This is a genomic window from Streptococcus oralis, from assembly GCF_003943385.1.
GTDB lineage: Bacteria > Bacillota > Bacilli > Lactobacillales > Streptococcaceae > Streptococcus > Streptococcus oralis_CA.
Genome location: NZ_RJPI01000005.1, coordinates 45,976 through 71,613 on the forward strand (window position 1 = coordinate 45,976; position 25,638 = coordinate 71,613).

The 25,638-nt window shown below is 41.6% G+C and carries 13 protein-coding genes and 1 pseudogene; 10 read left to right on the plus strand and 4 right to left on the minus strand.

What is annotated here, in order from left to right; genetic code table 11:
• Positions 1-106: 106 nt before the first annotated feature.
• The 3 genes from D8803_RS04955 to metK all read left to right on the plus strand — a co-directional run bounded on the left by D8803_RS04955 (position 107) and on the right by metK (position 10,097).
• Complete coding sequence (locus tag D8803_RS04955) at positions 107-7,108, plus strand: SHIRT domain-containing protein (RefSeq protein WP_131200438.1); 7,002 nt, start codon at positions 107-109, stop codon at positions 7,106-7,108.
• Between the two features lie 274 nt (positions 7,109-7,382).
• Positions 7,383-8,726, plus strand: a complete 1,344-nt coding sequence (locus D8803_RS04960; RefSeq protein WP_131200439.1) for a DEAD/DEAH box helicase — start codon at positions 7,383-7,385, stop codon at positions 8,724-8,726.
• A 180-nt stretch (positions 8,727-8,906) separates the two neighbouring features.
• Positions 8,907-10,097, plus strand: coding sequence for a methionine adenosyltransferase (gene metK / locus D8803_RS04965; RefSeq protein WP_131200440.1), 1,191 nt, complete (start codon positions 8,907-8,909; stop codon positions 10,095-10,097).
• Positions 10,098-10,164: 67 nt separating this feature from the next.
• On the opposite strand, the gene D8803_RS04970 is transcribed toward metK, so the two are convergent.
• From D8803_RS04970 to D8803_RS04985, 4 genes are all read right to left on the minus strand, one after another.
• Positions 10,165-10,464, minus strand: coding sequence for a DUF1827 family protein (locus D8803_RS04970; protein WP_131200441.1), 300 nt, complete (start codon positions 10,462-10,464; stop codon positions 10,165-10,167).
• A gap of 58 nt (positions 10,465-10,522) precedes the next feature.
• Complete coding sequence (locus tag D8803_RS04975) at positions 10,523-10,975, minus strand: NUDIX hydrolase (RefSeq protein ID WP_131200442.1); 453 nt, start codon at positions 10,973-10,975, stop codon at positions 10,523-10,525.
• A gap of 131 nt (positions 10,976-11,106) precedes the next feature.
• Positions 11,107-13,365 (minus strand): ATP-dependent Clp protease ATP-binding subunit, encoded by a 2,259-nt coding sequence (locus tag D8803_RS04980; protein ID WP_131200443.1) that lies wholly within the window; start codon positions 13,363-13,365, stop codon positions 11,107-11,109.
• A gap of 236 nt (positions 13,366-13,601) precedes the next feature.
• Positions 13,602-13,832 carry a DUF1797 family protein gene (locus D8803_RS04985; protein WP_000443577.1) on the minus strand — a complete coding sequence of 77 codons (231 nt, stop codon included), beginning with the start codon at positions 13,830-13,832 and terminating at the stop codon, positions 13,602-13,604.
• Between the two features lie 190 nt (positions 13,833-14,022).
• On the opposite strand from D8803_RS04985, the gene D8803_RS04990 reads away from it, so the two are divergent.
• From D8803_RS04990 to D8803_RS09795, 7 genes and pseudogenes are all read left to right on the plus strand, one after another.
• Complete coding sequence (locus D8803_RS04990; RefSeq protein ID WP_001011625.1) at positions 14,023-14,706, plus strand: amino acid ABC transporter permease; 684 nt, start codon at positions 14,023-14,025, stop codon at positions 14,704-14,706.
• A complete protein-coding gene (locus tag D8803_RS04995) occupies positions 14,706-15,440 on the plus strand; it encodes an amino acid ABC transporter ATP-binding protein (protein ID WP_131200444.1) in 735 nt (244 codons plus the stop codon). Before D8803_RS04990 ends, D8803_RS04995 begins: the two co-directional genes overlap by 1 nt.
• A 33-nt stretch (positions 15,441-15,473) precedes the next feature.
• Positions 15,474-15,794, plus strand: coding sequence for a TfoX/Sxy family protein (locus D8803_RS05000; protein WP_061416467.1), 321 nt, complete (start codon positions 15,474-15,476; stop codon positions 15,792-15,794).
• A gap of 149 nt (positions 15,795-15,943) precedes the next feature.
• A complete protein-coding gene (locus D8803_RS05005; RefSeq protein ID WP_061416469.1) occupies positions 15,944-16,801 on the plus strand; it encodes a bifunctional methylenetetrahydrofolate dehydrogenase/methenyltetrahydrofolate cyclohydrolase in 858 nt (285 codons plus the stop codon).
• Between the two features lie 4 nt (positions 16,802-16,805).
• Positions 16,806-17,579 carry an HAD hydrolase family protein gene (locus tag D8803_RS05010; RefSeq protein ID WP_061416471.1) on the plus strand — a complete coding sequence of 258 codons (774 nt, stop codon included), beginning with the start codon at positions 16,806-16,808 and terminating at the stop codon, positions 17,577-17,579.
• 353 nt (positions 17,580-17,932) lie between these two features.
• The gene (locus D8803_RS05015; protein WP_131200445.1) at positions 17,933-25,102 is read left to right on the plus strand and encodes an SIALI-17 repeat-containing surface protein; all 7,170 of its coding nucleotides are present in this window, start codon (positions 17,933-17,935) and stop codon (positions 25,100-25,102) included.
• 165 nt (positions 25,103-25,267) lie between these two features.
• Positions 25,268-25,375 (plus strand): annotated as a pseudogene (locus tag D8803_RS09795) (YSIRK-type signal peptide-containing protein); the annotation flags it as partial.
• Positions 25,376-25,638 lie beyond the last annotated feature (263 nt).

Genomic DNA, 25,638 nt, shown 5'->3' on the forward strand with positions numbered 1-25,638 from the left:
TGAGGAAATATCCACAAATAAGTTTTTAAAAATTTACGGTCAAAAAAAATCGCTAATATTAACTATTTATGATAGAATGAAATTATGAAATAAAAGGAGGACTGGAATGTTTTTTCAGGATAGAAAGATAAAATATTCAATCCGCAAATTGTCAGTTGCTACTGTGTCCCTTGCGATTGGATTTTTGTTTGCGCCTGCGGCGCTTGGAGTCGCTCAAGTAGCTCAAGCTGATGAGCTTGCAACTACTGAACAAGTGGAGAATAAAGCAGAGAATCAGGTCTCGGTGGGCTCTTCTGCAACAGAGCAAGCAGAGCCTCAGAAAGAAAGCCAAGTTGCTTTGAAATCTTCTGAATCTGCGGTAGCAGAGACAAGTGAAGCGATAGCATCTACTGGTTTTAGAAATGCTCAGCCAGCTACAGGCACTGCCCAAGCAACTCCAGTAAATGCTAGTCTAAACAAGAGCACTTTAGAGAACTACCTCAAAAACTTGCGCAGCAAGGACTTTTCAAGTAAGACAGACGATAGTCTAGAAATCTTGAATGGTGTAATGACAGCTGCCGATGGTGTGCTTCAAACTGCAACAAAGCAAGAAGAAATTGATAAGGTTTATCGCAATCTAGTGACTTTTGTCAACTCAGGTCTTCGTGATAAAAATCCGAAAGTCATCCCAGACAAGGATAAAACTCCTCGCTCGGCACTTTATGAGTTTGAAAGTGCCACACCAGGAAAAACGGTTCCGTTTGGTATGAACTACTTGAAGCCAGAAGACACAAAAATCTACAAAAAGGGTGATAAAGTAGAGGCCATCCAGCCAACTGAAACAACTTATATAGAGAATGATGGAAGTGGTAGATGGACCTTTAAGGGCTATGACTATGATAGTCAGGTGATTGATAAAGATGATGTTTTCTTCACAGGTAAGTGGGAATATACACCAACACCATACAAGGCTACCTATAGAGCAGTTAATGGTTCACCTGGGAAAACTCCGCCTGCTTATGTTGCAAACTGGAGTCCAGAAGATAAAAGAAGATTTGCTGAAGGTGAAGTAGTAAAGCCACAAGAATTTCACTATGTTTTTTATACTTCAGAAGAATATCCTAACCGAAAAAGCTACTGGGCTTTGACTGGCTTTGATGCTCCAAGTAAAGTGGCAAACAATGGCGACGTGGAGTTTGTAGGAACTTGGAAATACTTTGAGGATGTCATTGTATCCTACAAGGCTATGAACGAGTTTGATTTTGATAATTTTTATAAGTTACCAAGTAGTCCTAAGACTTCATACTACGACAAATATAACTTACCTCTTCCTAAGGAGATAAAGGATCTAGAAAGTAAGCTATACGATTACAAGCTTTCTTTAAATCAGTTTGATAAACGCTATGAGCATTTACCTAAAGATTTAATAGATTCGATAGTTGCTTTGAAGGGCTACGATGAAGTTCAAAATGTCTACAAACCCTTCTATGATGCAGAACATGAAGGGAATTGGACGCACGAGGAAGATGCAATAGATTTAACCTACAGTCGTGAACTAGAGCGGGCGGCTACGTATGGGGAATTGCCAAAAGTTACAATGCCATTGATGTTTAAATTTACACCAGTTCCTCGGAAACCGACCTATGAGTTTATCAGTGGAACGGCTGGCAAAGCACTACCTGCTGAGATCAATAATCTGAAGCCGGTATATGCACCAAGTGAATGGAAATATATGGATAGGAAGACATATCCGAAAGGCAAGGATATAGTTCAGTCTGTTAAACCGCTTAATAATTCCTACTATGATGCAGCTAACGGTGGTACTTGGAACTTTTCGGGCTATGATTTTGATAAAAAACCAGTGAGCGACTGGGAGCACGATGGATGGAATCTCAAGTTCACAGGTACTTGGACATTTACACCGGGAACCTACCCAGGAAACTATAAGTTTGTCAGCAAAGACCCTAGCCTGTCTCTCCCAGAGGAAATCACGACCTATATTCCAAGCACGGGAGAAAACTATAGTAATGGCGATACTGTCCTTGCAAAAGCTCCCCTGAAGACGACCTACATGGACTTTGTAAACAAGGGAACTTGGAAATTTGAAGGTTATGACGCTAATAACAAGGTAGTTAATCAAGATAAAGTTCTCTTTACAGGTACTTGGTCCTTCACTCCATACCGCGATAAGACAGTTTCCTTTGACTTTGTCAGTGATACTCCAGGGAAGACCATTCCTGATGATTTGAAGGCACAAATTCCAGCTCCTATCACGACATCTCCATCAGATTATTCTGCTAATGTCTATAATGAAATTCAATATCTCAGTTCATATGTCGATAATGAAAATGATGGTACATGGGTTCCTCAGCAGATTCCTCAGCGAAAGGAGGACGTTGAGAAACCAGCTGACGATGAGGATTCAACCTACACTGTTCATTGGAAATTTGAACCGACTAAGCATAGTGTCTACTATGACTTCTATACAGATTCAAAAGATTCTTCTGGTAATTTAATCTACCCACCATCAACTTTGTTTAATCTAATCACTTATGAAAGAGAATTTGTCAAGGGTGAAAAAGCTCGCGTTAAAATGCCGTCTAAAACAAGAATTGAGGATCCAGATGGCAGAGGAACTTGGGTATTTGATGACTACTATGAAGATGATAATACGACTATTTCTCCACGTGTGAAAACAGTAGGGACAGGAGACGTTATCTTTAGAGGAAGATGGATTTTGGTTCCTACTGATCAGTCTGATACGATCTATAGATTAGAGTATAAATTTACTAACTCGACTCCTGCTTATCCTCTTCCAAATAAGATTCGCGATATGCTTCCAGCTGGCACTGATTTCGTTGCACGAGCTGACGATTACAAAGATGCAAGCAAACTTGACACATCGACAGTAACTGTTCCGACAGGTACATGGACCTTCCATGGTTTTGATGCGGATAAATACGGAAAAGCTATTGCAGGTACGAAAGTGAAGACCATCACAGGATCTTGGAGCTTTACGCCAAATGGTATAGACTATCAGTTCCAATCAACTAATCCTGATTTCGTATTACCAGATCATATCACCAAGTTGACTCCGAAAAATCCTTATGATTACAAGTTATATCCTAAGGAAATTCTGGCTGAACAACCAAGTGAAACGACTTATGTTGATACAGCGAATAAAGTGACTTGGACATTTGCAGGATACGATAAAGAAAAAATCGTTGTAGCAGAAGGCAGACAGACTTTCCTTGGAAGCTGGGTACCTACTCCAAATCCAGAATATGTGTTCAAATCATCTAAAGCAGGTGTTCCATTGCCACAAAGTATTTTGGGAATGCTTCCAAATGATGAGGCTTCTTATAAGGTTGGTGACACCATTGTAGCCAAACAACCTGCTGTAGAATCAGTAGTTGACGAAGAAAAAGATTATGTCTGGACCTTCAAAGGTTACGATCAGAAGAATGCGACCTATAATGGCAAGCGCGTGACATTTACAGGTATCTGGGAAGTAACGCCTAGACCACATCATGTAAGCTATACTTTTGAAAGTGTTACATCAGGTGTTGATTTGCCTGAATTTATCCAGAAGAAAGCGCCAAAAGATGGCTCAACTTACTTCAACGGTACGAGAGTTTTTGCAGAAGAGCCGACAACAAAGACTTACAAAGATGATGTGAATGATGGTAACTGGACTTTCGCTGGTTATGATGCCAAAAGTAAGATTGTGAGAAAGGCTGATCTGACCTTCACAGGTAAGTGGACCTTTGAAGCTAACAAGTACCAAGCGACTTATCGCTTCGAGAGTGAGACAGCAGGAAAAGCTCTTCCGGCAGGCATTGCAACACTACTTCCAAGCGACAGTGCAAGATATGTGAATGGTGCCTCTGTTTCCGCTCAACAACCATCCCAAACTACTTACACCGACGCAGTGAACGACGGCACATGGACCTTCAAGGGCTATGACGCAGCTAGCGCTGTGGTCAACAAGTCCGATGTTGAGTTTGTAGGGAAATGGTCCTTTGAAGCCAACAAGTACCAATTAACTTACCGCTTCGAGAGCGAGACAGCAGGGAAATCTCTTCCAGCAGCCATCGCAGCCTTGACTCCAAGTGACAGTGCAACTTATGTGAATGGTGCCTCTGTTTCCGCTCAACAACCAGCCCAAACCACTTACACAGATACTGTGAACGACGGTACTTGGACCTTCAAAGGTTACGACGTAACTAGCGCCGTTGTCAACAAGGCAAATGTAGAGTTTGTAGGGAAATGGGCCTTTGAAGCTAACAAGTACCAAGCTACTTACCGCTTCGAGAGCGCAACAGCAGGTAAGGCTCTTCCAGCAGCTATCACAGCCTTGACTCCAAGCGACAGTGCAACTTATGTGAATGGTGCCTCTGTTTCCGCTCAGCAACCATCTCAAACCACATACACAGATACTGTGAACGACGGCACATGGACCTTCAAGGGCTATGATGCAGCTAGCGCCGTTGTCAACAAGTCCGATGTAGAGTTTGTAGGTACATGGACCTTTGAAGCTAACAAGTATCAAGCTACTTACCGCTTCGAGAGCGAGACAGCAGGTAAGGCTCTTCCAGCAGCCATCGTAGCATTGACTCCAAGCGACAGTGCAACTTATGTGAATGGTGTCTCTGTTTCCGCTCAACAACCAGCCCAAACTACTTACACCGACGCAGTGAACGATGGCACATGGACCTTCAAGGGTTATGACGCAGCCAATGCAGTCGTGAACAAGTCCAATGTAGAGTTTGTAGGGAAATGGACCTTTGAAGCTAACAAGTATCAAGCTACTTACCGCTTCGAGAGCGAGACAGCAGGTAAGGCTCTTCCAGCAGCCATCGTAGCATTGACTCCAAGCGACAGTGCAACTTATGTGAATGGTGTCTCTGTTTCCGCTCAACAACCAGCCCAAACTACTTACACCGACGCAGTGAACGATGGCACATGGACCTTCAAGGGGTATGACGCAGCCAATGCAGTTGTGAACAAGTCCAATGTAGAGTTTGTAGGTAAATGGTCCTTTGAAGCTAACAAGTATCAAGCTACTTACCGCTTCGAGAGCGAGACAGCAGGTAAGTCTCTTCCAGCAGCCATCACAGCATTGACTCCAAGCGATAGTGCAACTTATGTGAATGGTGCCTCTGTTTCCGCTCAACAACCATCCCAAACTACTTACACCGATGCAGTGAACGACGGTACTTGGACCTTCAAGGGTTATGACGCAGCTAGCGCTGTAGTCAATAAGTCCGATGTAGAGTTTGTAGGTAAATGGTCCTTTGAAGCTAATAAGTACCAAGCTACTTACCGCTTCGAGAGCGCAACATCAGGGAAATCTCTTCCAGCAGCCATCGCAGCCTTGACTCCAAGCGACAGTGCAACTTATGTGAATGGTGCCTCTGTTTCCGCTCAACAACCATCCCAAACTACTTACACCGATGCAGTGAACGATGGCACATGGATCTTCAAGGGCTATGACGCAGCCAATGCAGTCGTGAACAAGGCAAATGTAGAGTTTGTAGGCAAATGGACCTTTGAAGCTAACAAGTACCAAGCTACTTATCGCTTCGAGAGTGAGATAGCAGGTCAAGCTCTTCCAGCAGCCATCGCAGCCTTGACTCCAAGTGACAGTGCAACTTATGTGAATGGAGACTCTGTTTCCGCTCAGCAACCATCCCAAACTACTTACACCGATGCAGTGAACGACGGCACATGGACCTTCAAGGGTTACGACGCAGCCAATGCAGTCGTGAACAAGGCAAATGTAGAGTTTGTAGGCAAATGGACCTTTGAAGCTAACAAGTATCAAGCAAGTTACCGCTTCGAGAGTGAGACAGCAGGTAAGACTCTTCCAGCAGCCATCGCAGCATTGACACCAAGCGATAGTGCAACTTATGTGAATGGTGCCTCTGTTTCCGCTCAACAACCATCCCAAACCACTTACACCGATACTGTGAACGATGGCACATGGACCTTCAAGGGATATGACGCAGCCAATGCAGTCGTGAACAAGGCAAATGTAGAGTTTGTAGGGAAATGGTCCTTTGAAGCTAACAAGTATCAAGCAAGTTACCGCTTCGAGAGTGAGACAGCAGGTCAAGCTCTTCCAGCAGCCATCGCAGCCTTGACTCCAAGCGACAGTGCAACTTATGTGAATGGTGCCTCTGTTTCCGCTCAGCAACCATCTCAAACTACATACACCGACGCAGTGAACGACGGCACATGGACCTTCAAGGGTTATGACGCAGCTAGCGCCGTTGTCAACAAGGCTAATGTAGTCTTCGTCGGTAAGTGGGAATTCAAGGCGAATCCGACAAATGCTGAAATTTATACGCCTCAAGTAACGGAAGAAACTATCAAGGTTGGACAAACACTTGACTTGACCGATAATGTGACGAACTTGTCAAGCCTTCCAGCTGGCACTAAGGTAGTTGATATCACACCTGCAGGTCAAATTGACACAACAAAATCAGGAACTTACACAGGTAAAGTACGAGTTGATTATCCAGATGGTTCTTCTACTGAAGTTCCTGTACCAGTTAATGTTTTGCCTGCACCGGTAACTGAAACCTATAAGGTGACTTACCGCTTCGAGAGTGCTACAGCAGACAACAACTTGCCAGCAGAAGTATTGAGCTTACTTCCACAAAGTGGAACATATACTACAAGTTCTTCTGCAGCGATTGCTTTTGTTCCAGAAGCACCGATGCCTGTAGAGGTAGCTGTTGCAAATGGTACATGGACATTCCTAGGTTACCAAGAAGTGGAAGAGGGGGCAAATCTAACCTTCGTCGGTAAGTGGGGCTTTGAAGCTAAGCAAGATCCTAGTCCACAACCACAACCAGCACCTCAACCAAATCCAGTTCCACCAGTGAATCCAGGAGAGGAGCAGGGATCTGATAATAATCAGGCAGATAGACATCAACCAGAACAACCAAGAAAACCTGAAGAGAATCCACCAGTTCAAAGTCCAGCAGGAGAAAAGGTAAAACAAGCTACATTGCCAAATACAGGTAGCACTGCACCGCTTTCACTCATTGGACTAATGACAAGCTCTCTTCTTGCAGGTCTAGGAGGATTACTTCTTGGTCGCAAGCGGAAAGATGATTAAGTACTGATTTTATCTAGAGTATATCGACTTTTATAAGATTATTAAGCAGGTAGTTGACTGTTTGACAAATCTATCTGAGTCACAAGCTTTAAGGCTGAGAGAAGACTAATTTGGTCTTCTCTTTTTGTATTTTTATTAGAAATCAAATGTTTAATTTTAAGTCTAAGAGTGGTATTTGGAGAAATTGAGAGCCTTGTGATAGGTCAGATGAGTTGGACTACTGAAAATGTTCAAAATATGGTATAATGGTTAGATGAATAGAATCGAGGATAATATGTCATTTACGAAATTTCAGTTTAAAAATTATATAGAAAAGGCTTTGGAAGAGTTGAATTTTACAACTCCGACAGAGGTTCAAGATAAGTTAATTCCCATTGTCTTGGCAGGTCAAGACTTGGTTGGTGAATCAAAAACAGGTTCAGGAAAGACCCACACTTTCCTCCTACCGATTTTCCAGCAACTGGATGAAACAAGTGAAAGTGTGCAAGCGGTCATCACTGCTCCAAGTCGTGAGTTAGCTACTCAGATCTACCAAGCGGCTCGTCAGATTGCGGCCCACTCAGATGTCGAAGTCCGTGTGGTCAACTATGTGGGTGGTACGGACAAGGCTCGTCAGATTGATAAATTGGCAAGTAACCAGCCACATATTGTCATCGGGACTCCAGGTCGTATCTATGACTTGGTCAAATCTGGTGATTTGGCTATTCACAAGGCCAAGACCTTTGTTGTCGATGAAGCCGATATGACCTTGGATATGGGATTCTTAGAGACAGTTGATAAGATTGCAGGAAGTCTTCCTAAGGACTTGCAATTTATGGTCTTCTCAGCAACTATTCCACAAAAGTTGCAGCCATTCTTGAAAAAATACTTGTCAAATCCTGTTATGGAAAAAATCAAAACAAAAACAGTTATCTCTGATACCATTGATAACTGGTTGATTTCGACCAAAGGACGTGATAAGAATGCTCAGATTTATGAATTGACTCAGGTCATGCAACCTTATCTGGCTATGATTTTTGTAAATACCAAAACGCGTGCGGATGAATTGCATACATACCTAACAGCTCAAGGTTTGAAGGTGGCTAAGATTCATGGAGATATTGCCCCTCGTGAGCGTAAGCGGATCATGAATCAGGTGAAAAATCTCGATTTTGAGTACATTGTCGCAACGGACTTGGCAGCGCGTGGAATTGACATTGAAGGTGTTAGTCATGTCATCAATGACGCCATTCCGCAGGATTTATCTTTCTTTGTTCACCGTGTCGGACGGACTGGACGCAATGGTCTACCTGGTACAGCTATTACCCTTTACCAGCCAAGTGATGACTCGGATATCCGTGAGTTGGAGAAATTAGGAATCAAGTTTATTCCTAAGATGGTCAAAGACGGAGAGTTCCAAGATACTTACGATCGTGATCGTCGTGCCAACCGTGAAAAGAAGCAGGATAAGCTTGATATTGAAATGATTGGTTTGGTTAAAAAGAAAAAGAAAAAAATTAAACCAGGTTACAAGAAGAAGATTCAATGGGCGGTGGATGAAAAACGTCGCAAAACCAAGCGTGCTGAAAATCGTGCACGTGGTCGTGCCGAGCGTAAAGCCAAACGCCAAACATTTTAAGTATAAAATTGGAGCTACAAGGCTCCTTTTTCTAACGTCGTTTTATGAATTTTCAAAAATACTGCAAAAAAAAGTAAAAAGTGGTATAATGATAAGGTTATATAGTCCCGATAAGATGGTAGAAATTTCTATCAGTACTTTGTAACTCTATAACAATATTTTTTAAGGGGGGACATTTTTATGTCAGAACGTAAATTATTCACGTCTGAATCTGTATCTGAGGGGCATCCAGATAAGATTGCAGACCAAATTTCAGATGCGATTTTGGATGCTATTTTAGCAGAGGACCCAGAAGCGCACGTTGCTGCTGAGACAGCTGTTTATACTGGTTCTGTCCACGTTTTTGGTGAAATTTCTACAAATGCCTATGTGGATATTAACCGTGTGGTTCGTGATACCATTGCAGAGATTGGCTATACCAATACAGAATATGGTTTTTCTGCGGAGACGGTGGGAGTTCATCCGTCACTTGTTGAGCAGTCTCCAGATATTGCTCAAGGAGTTAATGAAGCCTTGGAAGTTCGTGGGAATGCGGATCAAGACCCGCTGGACTTGATTGGAGCTGGTGACCAAGGGCTCATGTTTGGATTTGCAGTGGATGAGACAGAGGAACTCATGCCATTGCCAATTTCACTTAGTCACAAACTGGTTCGTCGTTTGGCAGAACTTCGAAAATCTGGTGAAATCAGCTATCTTCGCCCAGATGCCAAATCGCAAGTGACAGTCGAGTATGATGAAAATGACCGTCCAGTACGTGTGGACACAGTCGTTATTTCAACTCAGCACGATCCAGAAGTCAGCAACGAACAAATTCACAAAGATGTGATTAACAAGGTCATTAAAGAAGTCATTCCAGCTTCTTACCTGGATGAACAAACAAAATTCTTCATCAATCCGACTGGTCGCTTTGTTATCGGTGGACCTCAAGGGGACTCAGGTTTGACTGGTCGTAAGATTATTGTGGATACTTATGGTGGCTACTCTCGTCACGGTGGTGGTGCCTTCTCTGGTAAGGATGCGACTAAGGTTGACCGCTCAGCCTCTTATGCGGCTCGCTATATTGCTAAAAACATCGTTGCAGCGGGTCTGGCTAAGAAGGCAGAAGTTCAATTGGCCTACGCTATCGGTGTTGCGCAGCCTGTTTCTGTCCGTATCGATACCTTTGGCACAGGAACAGTAGCTGAAAGCAAACTTGAAAAAGCGGCTCGTCAAATCTTTGACCTTCGCCCAGCAGGAATTATCCAAATGCTGGACCTCAAACGTCCGATCTACCGTCAAACAGCAGCATATGGACACATGGGACGTACAGATATTGACCTTCCATGGGAACGTTTGGACAAGGTAGACGCTTTGAAAGAAGCTGTGAAATAAAAATAAAAGATTGGTAGAAACTACCAATCTTTTTTTGCAAAAGAAAACCAGCTTTTGGCTGGCTTTCTTATTTTGTAGGAATAGAAATTTCAATCAATTTATCTGAATAAAGCGTCTTGATATTAGCTTCATCGATATTATCTTTATCGATTTTACGTTTCATGAAGAAATCTTGGATGGTTTCGATTTCTGGTTCACGAATAGCGCGGTGTTTGTTGGAAATGAGGATTTCATAGTGAAGCGGAGCTTGTGTGAAAATCACATCTGTGTTTCCAGCGGAATAGACCTCAACTAGAGTTGCATCAGTATTTTCTAATTGGCTTTTAACAAGTTGCGAGTGTGAATTAGTCGTGTTGATAAGCTTCATAATAGTTCCTCCGATTTTCTAACTCTATTATAGCACTTTTTGGATAAAATCGTGTATTTTAGTCAATTCCATGCTGGATTTTCCAAGCTTCAATTCCCCATTTGTGGCTACCACGTTTGAGTTTTTCTATTGCCTCGTCAATAGGAAACCAAGCAATATGATTAAAGTCTTCTAAAGGTTTTTGTACTTCTTGGAAAGAAATAGCTTCGTAGAGATAAGCAGGATTGTAGTAGTAGGTGTCACGGTGACGAGAGTAGAAATACTCATCAGCTTGTCCGAAATAGCTTCCGATTTCAGCAGTAAAACCTAGTTCTTCGATGAGTTCCCTTTTCAGCGCTTCTTGATGGTCTTCTCCCGCTTCAATCTCTCCACCTGGCAAGAACCAAGCACCATTGGGAGCTTGAACTAGAACGATTTGTTTTTTTTCTGCATCAGGAATAACTGCGTAAACGCCGTAGCGAGGCAAGTAGGTCACATTTTCTTTTTTTTCACCAAAAGTTGGATTTGCCATTGAACTTTCCTCATTCTCTAGTATCTTTATTATTATCATAATGGACGAGGGGCGAGCTGTCAAGAATAAACAGTTATTTTAGTAAAAAAAGGTGCAGAAATTGATGGACTTCCTGCACCTGTTAGATCGTTTTATTCTTCTTTTTCAGAAGCAATCTCTTCTGTTTTTTCAGTTTTTTTGGCAGATTTGATTTGAATCTTACCATTGCTTGTCATGACTGCCTTGAGGTCTTTTTCACTTGGGTTTTCAAGGTAGTAGTCTGTGATGGCATCCTCGATATGGTCTTGAATGGTACGGCGGAGTGGCCGTGCTCCCATTTTTGGATCATATCCCAAGTCAACCAACTTTTCCTTGACCTTGTCCGTCACATCGAGGTGGATGTTGTTGCTGGAGAGGCGTTTGTTGACATCCGCTAGCATGAGTTCGACGATTTGGAGAAGGTTGTCCTTGCTGAGAGGTTTAAATTCGATGATGCCGTCAAAACGGTTCATAAACTCAGGACTAAAGAAGTTGCCGAGTTCACCGAGAACAGAGTTGGTTCGACCTTCACGAGCAGCTCCAAAACCAACGCTGGCTTCGGCCTTACCAGTACCCGCATTTGAGGTCATGATAATGATGGCATCCTTGAAGCTAACTGTGCGCCCTTGCCCGTCTGTCAAACGACCATCGTCCAAGACTTGGAGGAACATGTGCATCACATCTGGATGGGCTTTTTCAACTTCATCGAGAAGGATGAGAGAATATGGATTGCGACGAACCTTTTCAGTCAGTTGCCCAGCTTCATCATAACCAACATAACCTGGAGGGGCACCGACTAATTTAGCCACACTGTGTTTTTCCATGTATTCACTCATATCAAAGCGAATCATGCTGTCAGCAGTGCCAAAGAGCTCAATGGCTAGTTGTTTAGAGAGTTCTGTCTTACCGACACCAGTTGGTCCGACAAAGAGGAAACTTCCGATTGGGCGGTTAGGAGTACCAAGTCCAACACGATTACGACGGATGGCTTTGGCAATCTTATCGACAGCTTCATCTTGACCAATGACATGAGCTTTGAGGTCGTCTGCTAGATGGATAAGCTGAGATTGTTCCTTTTCTTTTAGCTCACCAACAGGGATATTGGTTTTCTGCTCGATGATGTGTTCGATTGTTTTCTCGCTAATGATAGGAGTATCCTGATCGGTCACCTTGTTTTTCTGCATTTCCTTGTACTTGGCAATCTGATCGCGGAAATAGGCAGCCTTTTCAAAGTCTTCCTCTCGTGTAGCCTGAGCCTTGAGATTCTCAGCTTCAATTAAACGCTGGTCAATCACTTTAGGATCAACAAAGTTCAGTGTCAGATTCATCTTAGAACCAGCTTCATCCAACAGGTCAATAGCCTTGTCTGGTAAGAAACGGTCTTGGATGTAGCGGTTGGAAAGATTTGCAGCAGCTTCGATAGCAGCATCAGTATACTTGACGTGATGGTAGTCTTCGTATTTTTTTTGAACCCCTTTGAGGATGGTAATGGTTTCTTCGACAGTTGGTTCATCTACCTTAACAGGCTGCATACGGCGCTCTAGAGCAGCATCTTTTTCAATGATACGGTATTCATTGAGAGTAGTGGCACCGACCAGTTGCAATTCACCACGGGCAAGGGCAGGTTTGAGGATATTTCCTGCATCCATATTGCCATCGCCAGCAGATCCTGCACCAACAATTTCATGGATTTCATCGATAAAGAGAATGATGTCCTCGCGTTTGCGGATTTCTTCCATGAGCTTTTGCATACGCTCTTCAAATTGGCCTCGAATACCTGTTCCTTGAACTAGACTAACCACATCCAGACGGATGACCTGCTTGCCTTGGAGTTTGTGGGGAACATCACCATCGACAATTTTCTGAGCTAGACCTTCCACAACGGCAGTTTTACCAACACCTGGTTCTCCGATGAGGACAGGATTGTTCTTGGTTCGACGGTTGAGGATTTCGATAACACGGATAATCTCTTCATCTCGACCGATAACAGGGTCAATATCTCCTCTACGAGCAATCTCAGTAATGTTGATACCATATTCCTCTAGGAGTCCTCTTTCTTGGCTAGGAGGTGTTTGAAGTGGGCCGCGGTTTTGAGGTCCATAACCCCCATTTCCACCGTGACCATCACCTGATTGAGTGGGAGGGATGTTATTAGAAGAAGGTCTGAAATTGTTCAAATCATTGAAAAAGTCTCCGAAAGGATCAAAGTCACGATTGTTTAGGTCAGTCATTCCTTTAAAGAGGGTATTGTTTGGGTCTGTTTTGATAATTTTATAGCAATTTTGACAGAGATCAATTTGTTTTTGCTGTCCATTGATGTTGGTATAGAGATGAATTGTTGAGTCGTTTATTTTACAGTTTTGACAGAGCATACATCTACCTCATTTCATTCTTATTCTTGGCCTAAGAAAAAGGTCAAAAATAGTCAAAGTTTTATACTCTCATTATAGCATGATTAAGGTGTAAAGCAAGTAAAAAGATTGGGTTAGGGAGATTTCGAGAGAAGTTCTCTAAGAAAATCTTTGCTTATGAGGGTAAGAAAAAATCCCATTTGCAGGGACAAAAAGGATTCTCGTTCATCAGTCAGGTTTTCCCTGCTGCTTTTTTATTAGTAAAGGAGTTCGTAGATCTCCATTGCAATCAAGTCAATGCTATCAAAGGTATAGGTTTCACGTGCTTCAACATCGCGAAGGGTGAAGAGTGATCCGTTTTCTTCGTCGTGGCTGTATGCAACTTCTGCGACAACAACACCTTCACGTTCAAAATTACGTTTTAGATTTCCGCCATCTTTTGTCATAGCTTCTAGGCGGTTAATGATTCTAACCAAATGTGATTCCATTATGATTCTCCTCCATTTCTTATCGTTACTATTTTACCATAAACCACGGGAAGTTGACTAGAAAAAACTAAGATTTATTGCTATTTATCATTTCCTTAAAAATATTTGTTGGAAAAAGGAAATAAGGTTTGTATTTTAATTCAGATTATGTTATAATCATACAATCTAATGTTTAGAAAGCTGAGTTTATATGAATTTTTCCTTTTTACCAAAGTATTTACCTTATTTTAATTACGGAGCTCTTATCACTGTAGTGATTTCAATTCTGGTAGTCTTTTTCGGTACCATTCTAGGTGTCTTATTGGCCTTTGCTCAACGCTCACGTTTTAAGCCTCTTGTCTGGTTTGCAAATGTCTATGTATGGATTTTCCGAGGAACACCGATGATGGTGCAAATTATGATTGCATTTGCCCTCATGCATATCGATGCGCCCACTATTCAAGTGGGAATTTTAGGAGTTGATCTTTCTCGTTTGATTCCTGGTATTCTGATTATCTCGATGAACAGTGGAGCTTACGTTTCAGAAACTGTTCGTGCGGGGATCAATGCGGTTCCTAAAGGTCAGTTAGAGGCCGCTTACTCTCTTGGTATTCGTCCGAAAAATGCCATGCGTTATGTCATTTTGCCACAGGCTATCAAAAATATTTTGCCAGCATTGGGAAATGAATTTATTACCATTATCAAGGATAGTTCGCTTTTGTCAACAATCGGAGTCATGGAACTTTGGAATGGAGCAACGACAGTAGCAACAACAACTTATTTACCGTTGACTCCCCTTTTATTTGCAGCCTTTTATTACTTGATTATGACTTCTGTTTTGACAGTAGCCTTGAAAGCATTTGAAAATTACATTGGACAAGGAGACAAGAAATAATGACAGAAACCTTGATAAAAATCGAAGGCTTGCATAAGTCTTTTGGGAAGAATGAAGTCTTGAAAGGGATTGACCTTGAGATCAAAAGAGGGGAAGTCGTGGTGATTATTGGTCCGTCGGGTAGCGGAAAATCAACCCTCCTTCGCTCGATGAATCTTCTCGAAGAAGCGAGTAAAGGTAAGGTTATCTTTGAAGGAGTTGATATCACTGATAAGAAAAATGACCTTTTTGCTATGCGTGAAAAGATGGGCATGGTATTCCAACAATTCAACCTCTTTCCCAATATGACAGTGCTGGAAAATATCACCTTGTCTCCGATCAAGACCAAAGGTGAAAGCAAGGAAGTTGCGGAAAAGAGAGCACAGGAACTTTTAGAAAAAGTTGGCTTGCCAGATAAGGCAACGGCCTATCCACAGAGTTTGTCAGGTGGCCAGCAACAACGGATTGCTATTGCGCGTGGACTGGCAATGGAGCCAGATGTTTTGCTCTTTGATGAGCCGACTTCAGCTCTAGACCCTGAGATGGTTGGAGAAGTTCTAGCTGTTATGCAAGACCTCGCTAAGTCAGGGATGACTATGGTGATTGTGACGCATGAAATGGGCTTTGCGCGTGAGGTAGCAGACCGTGTTATCTTTATGGCGGATGGGGNTGTTGTTGAAGATGGAAGGCCAGAGGAGATTTTTGACCAAACCCAAGAACAACGGACCAAGGATTTTTTGAGTAAGGTTTTGTAAGACCTCATTTTTAGAAGAAATGGAGTAGGCATCATGGCTTCCAGTAAAGAATATTTAGATTTTATTCTTGAACAGCTATCGGAACTAGGGGAGATAAGTTATCGTCCAATGATGGGAGAGTATATCCTTTATTATCGTGGGAAGATTATTGGGGGAATCTATGATAATCGTTTGTTATTGAAGCCTGTGAAGGTGATCATGGATCAACTGGGCCAGACAAGACTTGAACGTCCTTATGAAGGAGCCAAGGAGATGATTTTACTAGAAGACCTTGAAGACAAGTCATTTCTAGCGAGACTAATCAAGGATATGTACGAAGTTTTGCCTGCTCCCAAGGTCAAAAAGAAATCATGATAGACTTGCTTAAGATAAATAGGCGCTAAAAGCTCGATAAGAGCTTTTTCTTATAGTTTCAAACTATAAGGTCTATTAGTCAAGAAGTGTTAGAATGGCAAGGTATTTTTTGATATAATAGAAGATATTTGATAGAAAAGAGAAGAAATATGGCACAGATTATTGATGGGAAGGCTCTTGCAGCTAAGTTACAAGGACAGTTGGCTGAAAAGACTGCTAAACTAAAAGAAGAAACAGGTCTAGTTCCAGGATTGGTGGTGATTTTGGTGGGGGACAATCCTGCCAGCCAAGTCTACGTTCGCAACAAGGAACGGTCAGCTCTCGCTGCTGGTTTCCGTAGTGAAGTTGTGCGAGTTCCAGAGACTATTACCCAAGCGGAATTGTTGGACTTGATTGCTAAATACAATCAAGATTCAGCTTGGCATGGGATTTTGGTTCAGTTACCTTTACCCAAACATATCGATGAAGAGGCAGTTTTATTAGCCATTGACCCGGAAAAAGACGTGGATGGTTTCCATCCCCTAAACATGGGACGCCTCTGGTCTGGTCATCCAGTTATGATTCCTTCGACACCTGCAGGAATTATGGAGATGTTTCATGAGTATGGGATTGACCTGGAAGGTAAAAATGCGGTTGTTATCGGTCGTTCAAATATCGTTGGAAAACCGATGGCTCAGCTACTTTTGGCTAAGAATGCAACAGTGACCTTGACCCACTCACGCACCCATCATCTTGCCAAGGTGGCTGCTAAGGCAGATATTCTTGTGGTTGCAATCGGTCGCGCTAAGTTTGTGACTGCTGACTTTGTCAAGCCAGGAGCGGTTGTCATTGACGTTGGGATGAACCGAGATGAAAATGGCAAGCTTTGTGGAGATGTTGATTATGATGCTGTTGCACCACTGGCTAGTCACATCACACCTGTACCTGGTGGAGTTGGTCCTATGACGATTACCATGCTAATGGAGCAAACCTATCAGTCAGCGTTTCGAACACTAAACAAGGACTAGGAAAATGAAATTCGTATTTGATCTGGATGGAACGCTATCTTTTGACTACATGACCATAGACGATGAGATTCAGCAGGTTCTTTTAAAGGCTGAAGATTATGGTCATGAGCTTGTGTTTGCCTCAGCTCGCTCTTATCGGGATTGTTTGGGTTTATTAGGTTCCGAACTCAGTCAGCGCTTGGTCATAGGGTTGAATGGAGGCGTAGCCTATCATCTGGGGAAGGCTATCTTCGAAAGGAATCTCGATGCTAAAGTTTATCAGGCGCTAGTGGATTATTGCCAGACTTATAATCTCCCTTTCTTTGTAGATGATTGCTTTGACTATAGTGGTCAGATTGTGGAGAAGATTCCATTTTTCTCCAGTGTGGACCCCCTAAAGGTAGCTCGTCATCAGAAACTCGAGGACTTAGGGACTCCGATTAAGATAGTCGTTTATATGGGCGACCACGAGGATTTGCTTGATGATCTTCTTGGTCAGTTAGAAAGACTGGGGCAGGCTCATCTGTCTTATCATGCGCATGAAAAGTGTCTTTATGTCAACCCCTTAGATACTCACAAGGCTACAACAGTTGAAACGTTATGTGGGGAAAACTTCATCGCCTTTGGAAATGATCAAAACGATATTGAACTGTTTAAGACATCTCTTTATTCAGTTCAGATAGGAGACTTTGCTGGCCTTACTCCATATGCAGATGAAACGTTAGAGCTAAAAGGAGCTCCTTCTCCAGCAGTAGCAGCCAAAATCTTACAGACTTTTGCGGAATTTAAGGGAAAATAGTGTAGAAGGAGGTAGAACAAGGTTCGCCTTCTTTTTATGTAGAGTAATGCAGTCTATAAACTATAAATTTGAAGTTTGAAAAAGATATTAATGGAATTCAATTTGTAGTAGAAAGAGTCTAGAATCGAAAGCTATTTTCATTGCAACTATTCCTTTTAAATGACCCCTTCTTATATATCATTTTATTGGGTTAAATTAATGGAAAATAATTGCAATTTAAGGTGCGTTTTGATATATTTAATATATAAAATATATTATAAAACTTGGTACTTGTTTGTGTATTCAGAAGGAGGTTATTTTTTAAAACAAAGTAAACGCTTACTTTGTATCAAGGAAAAGAAATGAGGATTTTAATGAACAAAAGACTTTTTGATAAACGTTGTCATTATAGCATTCGTAAATTTGCAATAGGTGCGGCATCTGTAATGATTGGGGCTAGTATATTTGGTATTTCTGCTGTACAAGCTGAGGAGGTGGCTTCATCCAATGCTAAAACAGAAGAAACAACTGTTCATCAAGCTCAACCTTTAGATAAGCTTCCCGATGATGTGGTAGCTGCTATTGCAAAGGCTGATGAGAATGGTGGGCGTGAGTTTGTAAAACCAAAAGCTGAATCGGCAGAAGACAAAGTGACTAAGGATACAGAACCTACTACACCTATTAACGAGAGTAGTCGTGAATTGGTTAGTCCTAAAGGGGAAACTCCAAATAAAGTAGAAGAAGGAAACAAGGCTGATAACAAACAGAAATCTGAAGAGGCAAATCCAAAGCCTGTTGAATCTGCAGTAACAGCTGGAACAGAAGTGAAAGAGGATTCTAAAAAAACTTCTGAAAAGGACCAAGTGAAAGCAGACACAGAGATTAAACCTTCTTCTGAAAAATCGCAAGTGCTGGTGCTGTCTAGAGAGTCAAACAAAGCCGAAGTTGAAAAGGAAAAACAGCTATTATCGGAACGAAAACAAGATTTTAATAAAGATTGGTATTTTAAACTAAATGCCCAAGGAGATTTTTCAAAAAAAGATGTGGATGTTCATGATTGGTCTAAATTGAATCTTCCTCATGATTGGAGTATTTATTTTGACTTTGATCACAAGTCTCCCGCTCGTAATGAAGGTGGGCAGTTAAATGGTGGAACAGCTTGGTATCGTAAGACTTTCACATTAGACGAAGCAGACAAGAATAAGGATGTTCGTATCAATTTTGATGGGGTTTACATGGATTCAAAGGTCTATGTAAATGGTAAATTTGTCGGACATTATCCAAGTGGCTATAATCATTTTTCATATGATATCACAGAATTTTTAAACAAGGATGGTAGTGAAAATTCAATTACTGTTCAAGTGACCAATAAGCAACCAAGTAGTCGTTGGTACTCAGGAAGTGGGATTTATCGTGATGTAACCCTTAGTTATCGTGATAAAGTCCATGTTGCCGAAAATGGTAATCATATCACTACTCCAAAACTTGCTGAGCAAAAAGAAGGGAATGTTGAAACACAGGTTCAAAGTAAGATTAAAAATACGGATAAGAAGGCTGCTAAAGTCTTTGTGGAACAACAAATTTTTACTAAGGAAGGTAAGGTTGTTTCAGAATTAGTCCGCTCTGAAACGAAGAATTTAGCAGAAAATGAAACTGCAGATTTCAGACAAACAATCCTAGTTAATAAACCAACTCTTTGGACGACAAAAAGTTATCATCCTCAACTGTATGTGTTGAAAACAAAGGTTTATAAAGAAGGTCAACTAGTTGATGTAACAGAAGATACATTTGGTTACCGTTATTTCAATTGGACTGCTAAGGAAGGTTTCTCTCTGAATGGTGAACGCATGAAATTCCACGGAGTAAGTATTCACCATGACAATGGAGCCTTGGGGGCAGAAGAGAATTATAAGGCTACCTATCGTAAATTAAAACTCTTGAAAGATATGGGGGTTAACTCTATTCGAACAACCCACAATCCAGCGAGTCCTCAGTTGCTTGATGCTGCAGCTAGTTTAGGTCTTTTGGTTCAAGAGGAAGCTTTTGATACTTGGTATGGTGGCAAGAAGACTTACGACTATGGACGGTTCTTTGATCAAGATGCAACTCATCCGGAGGCTAAGAAGGGTGAGAAGTGGTCTGATTTTGATCTCAGAACAATGGTAGAACGTGATAAGAACAATCCGTCTATCGTCATGTGGTCTCTTGGAAATGAGGTAGAGGAGGCAAATGGTAGTCCTCGTTCTATCGAAACTGCTAAACGCTTGAAGGCAGTTATCAAAGCGATTGATACTGAGCGTTATGTAACCATGGGGGAAAACAAATTTAGTCGTGCGGCGACAGGTGATTTCTTGAAACTCGCAGAAATTATGGATGCTGTCGGTATGAACTATGGTGAACGTAATTATGATGCTGTTCGTAGAGCGCATCCAGACTGGCTCATTTATGGTTCTGAAACTTCTTCAGCTACTAGGACGCGTGATTCTTATTATAACCCTGCTCAAATCCTTGGACATGACAATCGTCCAAATCGTCACTATGAACAATCTGACTATGGTAATGACCGTGTTGGATGGGGAAGAACAGCTACTGAATCATGGACTTTTGACCGTGATCGTGCTGGCTATGCTGGACAATTTATCTGGACAGGAATTGACTATATTGGAGAACCGACTCCATGGCATAACCAAGATAGTACACCTGTCAAGAGCTCTTACTTTGGTATTATTGATACAGCTGGTTTACCAAAGAATGATTTCTACCTTTACCGTAGTGAATGGTATAGTGCTAAAGAAAAGCCAACTGTTCGCATTTTACCACATTGGAATTGGACTGAAGAGACCCTTAAGGATCGCAAGATGCTGATTGATGGAAAGGTTCCGGTTCGTACCTTCTCAAATGCTGCAAGCGTCGAATTGTTCTTAAATGGAGAGTCGCTTGGTAAAAAGGAATTTACTAAGAAAAGGACAGAAGATGGACGTCCATATCATGAGGGAGCTAAACCAAGTGAATTGTATCTTGAGTGGCTTGTGAAATACCAACCAGGCACACTGACTGCGATTGCTCGAGATGAAAATGGCAACGAAATTGCGCGTGATAGTGTGACAACTGCTGGGGAGCCAGCAAGAGTTCGTCTGACTAAAGAAGAGCATGTTATCACTGCAGATGGAAAGGACCTATCCTACATCCATTATGAAATTGTTGATGGCGATGGTAATGTGGTTCCTACAGCTAACAATCTTGTTCATTTCAATCTTCATGGTCAGGGACAAATCGTTGGTGTGGATAATGGAGAACAAGCTAGTCGTGAACGCTACAAAGCTCAAGCAGATGGAACATGGCAAAGACGTGCTTTCAATGGTAAAGGGGTTGTCATTGTAAAATCAACAGAAAAAGAAGGTAAATTTACTCTTTATGCAGATTCTGCTGGTTTGACATCTGATAGCGCAACGGTCGCAACGGTGTCTGGTAAGAAAGAAAATCGTCACTTTGTAGCCTTTGCTCCTGTAAAAGCAACAACTGATGTGACGACAAATCCTGAATTACCTCAAACAGTAACAGCTATTTATAGTGACGGTAGTGTTGAGGAAAAGACTGTAACTTGGGAAATGCCATCTGACTTGCTTACAAGCGCAGGTGAGAAAAAAGTATCTGGACGTGTAGAAGGTTTGGAAACTAAAGCTGAGGCACTTGTTAAAGTGATTGCTTTAGATAGATGGTTACCAAAAGTTGCTACAGTCCCAGTTGGAACGAATGCGGCTGATTTGGATAAAACGGTCACAGCTATTCTGACAGATGGTAGCTTGATTGATACTGATGTTGTTTCTTGGACCTTGAAAGACCCTGCTGCTTTGAACAAGGAAGGTGGACGTACGGAGGCTACTGGTAAATTGGTAGATGATGACCGTGAAGTGACTGCAACCTTTATCGCAAGTAGTAAGGAAACAACAAGTAGCATTACAGGACTTACTGTTGGGGATAAAGCTCTTGAGAATTTTGAGTCTGGCAAGACCTATTACCGTGTATCCCTTCCTTACACTGCAACTATTCCAAGTGTTGGAGCTCAGACTACCGGATATCAAGTAACTGTTCAGCAAGCTTCTGCTGATAATGGTTATCAGGCTTCTGTCTTCTTGAGTGACCAAAAGGGTGACTTGGTTCAAACTTACTTAATTCAGTTTGTGAAGGAAGCTCCTGCTTTGAAACGTTTGGAAGTGGTTGTAGAAGGAAAAGAAACTGCCACTGAAGATCAAGTATTAACTTATCACGTCATTGGTCGTTATGAGGATGGTTCGCAAACAGAGTTTTCGGCTTCAGATATTCACTTAGAAGCTAAATCATCTGATGGGGGACATCTTGAGGTGAATGGTCAGAATCTATTGCTCTATACTAAGGGAAGAGTGACTTTGACACCTCGAATCGATAATCAAACAGAGAAAACAGAATCTGTAACCACTGAAGTGGTGATTAAAGAAAATAAAGTCAGCAAGAAGATTGTGAAACTTCATCCTGTGTCTGTTTCTACAGATATCAATCAGCAACCGAATCTACCTAAAGAAGTTGGAGCAGAATTTGATAAGGGCTTGCCACGCAAAGTATCTGTAGCTTGGGATAAGGTAGATGAAAAAGAGTTGGGGCACTATCATAGCTTTACGCTTAAAGGACATGTGGAAGGCACAGATATTGAAGCTCAAGCGACTGTAACGGTTGAAGGATTGCAAGTTGCTGAGGAAATCAGTCTCACAGTACCTAAGGGTGAGACGGTTCAATTGCCAGCTAATGTCCGGGCTTACCATTCTAACGGAACAACTATCTACAAAGATGTTGTTTGGGATCAGGTTCCAGCCAACTTTAGTCAAACTGAAGGGGTCTATGAAATCAATGGTCGTTTAGTAGGTAGCAATCTGACAACTAAAGCTCATGTTCGAGTGTCTAGTCAAGTGGTTGCTGGAAATAATATCTCTAAACAATGGACAGGTTCACAATTACCAGCTGCCATTGTATCCAATACAGGAGGAGATGACACAGCCAACACCTTGAACGATTTGACTGTATCAAGAACGCCATCAGATGCTAAAAATAGATGGACTACTTGGAGAACAAATACTGATAATGACTGGGCTTCTATCTTATTTGGTAATTCAGGAGACTTGACGAAGCGTTTTGTCAACAATTTGTCGGTTGATTTCTATACTGATGGAGCAATTGGTCTTCCAAAAGAATATGTAGTTGAATATTATGTAGGTAAAGAAATTCCAGATTTACCAAGTGATGTCAGTCATGCGCAACGAGATAGCAATCATCCATTTAATAATCCAGACAATTGGAAAGCAGTTGAAAACTTACATGCTCCAAGTCAGCTGTCTGCAACTCAAACCAATCACTTCACATTTGACAAGGTCGAAACCTACGCTGTTCGTATTCGTATGAAGAAAGCAGATGGAACATCAGGTGTTGGTCTGACAGAGCTAACTGTGCTTGGAAACAAGGTCTTAAGTGAAACAAGTTCAGAGATTTCTATCAAGGTAGATGGCAAGGATCTTGAACATTTTAATCCATCTAAGACAGATTACTATATTCCTCAATCTAGCAAAGAAATCACAGCAACAGCTAGCAATAATGGTTTGGTAACAGTTGTTCCTGCAACAAGTCCAAAAGGTGCAACACGTCTCATCTTGAAAGCAGAAGATGGTACGGTGTTGAAAGAATATCGAATTTTCCGCAATGATGAGAGAGAAACTAGTCAACCTCTTGCTGCAGAAAACAGTGCTAAAATCTTGAATGTTGGAGACAATCTTCAACTTCCTTCAGAAGTAAGTGTTTATTATCCAACTTCAACTAATTGGACTACAGATAAACTTGCAGTGAAGTGGGATGCTATTCCTGAACATGCGACAGAGCATGAGGGAACATTTGAAGTTACCGGTCATGTCATTGGTACAAATCTAACGACTAAAATGCAGGTGACAGTTGTTTCTAAAGGCAATCAAGTCATTTCAGAAAATCCAAGCAACAATGAAACTGATTCTAAAGCCTTTGCTTCGACAACGAACGATACTCAAGCAGCTTCACATGATCGAATTTTCTATATCAATGATGGAAAATACAATGAAGATGGACGTTGGACAAACTGGTCTCGTACTCCGAAAAATCAAGAAACTTCTGTTGGATTACTCTTTAAGAAGGATGGAAAAATTGCTTCTCAATCTATTGGGAAAGTAGCCATTCAGTTCTTTAAAGATAGTGGCACAGATGCTCCAGAGAAAATGGTTCTAGAAAGATATATTGGTCCTGCTTTTACAGAACCAAGTACGATTTCTCGTTACGAAGAAAATGCCGATCATCCATTTAACAAGGCAGAAAATTGGGCACCAATTTCTTACAAAGCTTCTGGAGAATTAGTAGCTGGTAAACCAATCGAGTTTAACTTTGAACCGGTTCAAACGACAGCTATTCGTGCGCGCATGACTCGTAAGGCTACCACCAATGGTCTTGCACTTGTAGAATTTACAGCCTACTCTGCAGGCAAGGGATCAGAAGTGGAAACACCATCAGCGACTATTTCGATCGACGGAAAAGCATTGAAAAACTTTGATCCAAATGTGACAGATTACACTCTAACAACAATGGGTTCAAAACCAAAAGTCACTGCAACAACTAGTGGACATGGAGTAGTTACAGTTGTGGATTCTGGAAATGCCAATCTTCCAACACTAGTTCGTCTTGTTTCCAAAGATGGAAATCTGGTGAAAGAATATCGTTTACACTTTAAGTCTACCTTCCAAACAACACCAACAGAAGGCGTTAAGAACTTAGTAGCAGAAACTCCAAGTTTGGAAATTGAAAAGACTCCGCTTCCGTTTAAAGAAGTTATTCGTGAAAACCCTGAACTTGCTCAAGGTCAACGTCGTATCGTTTCTGAAGGACAAGATGGAGAAAAAGTTGATTATATTCAAGTTTTGGGTACTACTAGAAATCTTGTTCATTCTGAAGAAAGAAAGGCTCAGGATCGCATTGTTGAAGTAGGAGTGAAAGCATCTATTTCAAGTAGTAAAGGCGAGGAGCCAGCTCCAGTCAATGAAGTTCCAGAATTCAAAGGAGGTGCTAACTTTGTAGAAGCAGCAGTCAATGAAGTTCCAGAATTCAAAGGAGGTGCTAACTTTGTAGAAGCAGCAGTAAACGAAGTTCCAGAATACACAGGAACTCTTGCTACTGTAGGAGATCAAGCGGCACCAAGCGTTGAGAAACCTGAATTTAAGGGTGGCGTTAATGCTGTAATGGCTCTAGAACATAAACTTCCAGAGTATCATGGTGTTCTAGCCACGGTAGGAAATGAGGAAGCGCCTGTTCTTGAAAAACCAGATTATCCAGTAGAGCTATTAGCTCATGACCAGACTATAAAACCAAATGTTTCAGTAGTAAAAGAAGAGCAAAATAGATTACCAGAAACAGGTGAGGGAGAATCTGAAACAGCCATTTTCTTGGCAGGTGTTAGCTTGGCCTTGTCAGCAGCCCTGTTAACTGCAAAACGAAAAGAGGATTAGTTTGTGCGTCTAATGCTATCCTATTGGTATAGCTTGGTCGATGATAAAAAATCACATCGATAAATGAGTTGAAGAGATGGAGAGGACCGATTAGGCCTCTCCGTCTTTACTAGTAAAAATGGAATCGTTTACTTTCGTGTTTGGATGAAAGGAGATAAGATAAAGATGGATAAAAATTTTTTCAATAAACGTTGTCATTACAGTATTCGTAAATTCGCTATTGGAGTAGCTTCTATTATGATTGGTGCCAGTATCTTTGGTGTTAATTTAGTAGAGGCAGCAGAAACAGGTAGTGTAGGAGATAAAGAGGGAACTATAACTCAAGCTCAGCCATTGGAAAAGTTACCTGATGAACTTGCAGCAGTTTTGAAGAAAGCAGAAGAAAATGCTGGGAAGGAAGCTAGCTCGACAGTTGGAAATGGAGAAACTACAGGAACGATTGGTTCTACTGATTCGACAAATAATCTTAAACCAGCTGAAGCACCTGGAATTCCAGAGAATGAAACAAAGCCGTCTGAAGCCATGAGTGGAGGACA

Coding starts and splice junctions, on each gene's coding strand:
- D8803_RS04955 (WP_131200438.1), top strand. CDS start 107: ATGTTTTTTCAGGATAGAAAGATAAAATATTCAATCCGCAAATTGTCA.
- D8803_RS04960 (WP_131200439.1), top strand. CDS start 7,383: ATGTCATTTACGAAATTTCAGTTTAAAAATTATATAGAAAAGGCTTTG.
- metK (WP_131200440.1), top strand. CDS start 8,907: ATGTCAGAACGTAAATTATTCACGTCTGAATCTGTATCTGAGGGGCAT.
- D8803_RS04970 (WP_131200441.1), bottom strand. CDS start 10,464: ATGAAGCTTATCAACACGACTAATTCACACTCGCAACTTGTTAAAAGC.
- D8803_RS04975 (WP_131200442.1), bottom strand. CDS start 10,975: ATGGCAAATCCAACTTTTGGTGAAAAAAAAGAAAATGTGACCTACTTG.
- D8803_RS04980 (WP_131200443.1), bottom strand. CDS start 13,365: ATGCTCTGTCAAAACTGTAAAATAAACGACTCAACAATTCATCTCTAT.
- D8803_RS04985 (WP_000443577.1), bottom strand. CDS start 13,832: ATGGAATCACATTTGGTTAGAATCATTAACCGCCTAGAAGCTATGACA.
- D8803_RS04990 (WP_001011625.1), top strand. CDS start 14,023: ATGAATTTTTCCTTTTTACCAAAGTATTTACCTTATTTTAATTACGGA.
- D8803_RS05000 (WP_061416467.1), top strand. CDS start 15,474: ATGGCTTCCAGTAAAGAATATTTAGATTTTATTCTTGAACAGCTATCG.
- D8803_RS05005 (WP_061416469.1), top strand. CDS start 15,944: ATGGCACAGATTATTGATGGGAAGGCTCTTGCAGCTAAGTTACAAGGA.
- D8803_RS05010 (WP_061416471.1), top strand. CDS start 16,806: ATGAAATTCGTATTTGATCTGGATGGAACGCTATCTTTTGACTACATG.
- D8803_RS05015 (WP_131200445.1), top strand. CDS start 17,933: ATGAACAAAAGACTTTTTGATAAACGTTGTCATTATAGCATTCGTAAA.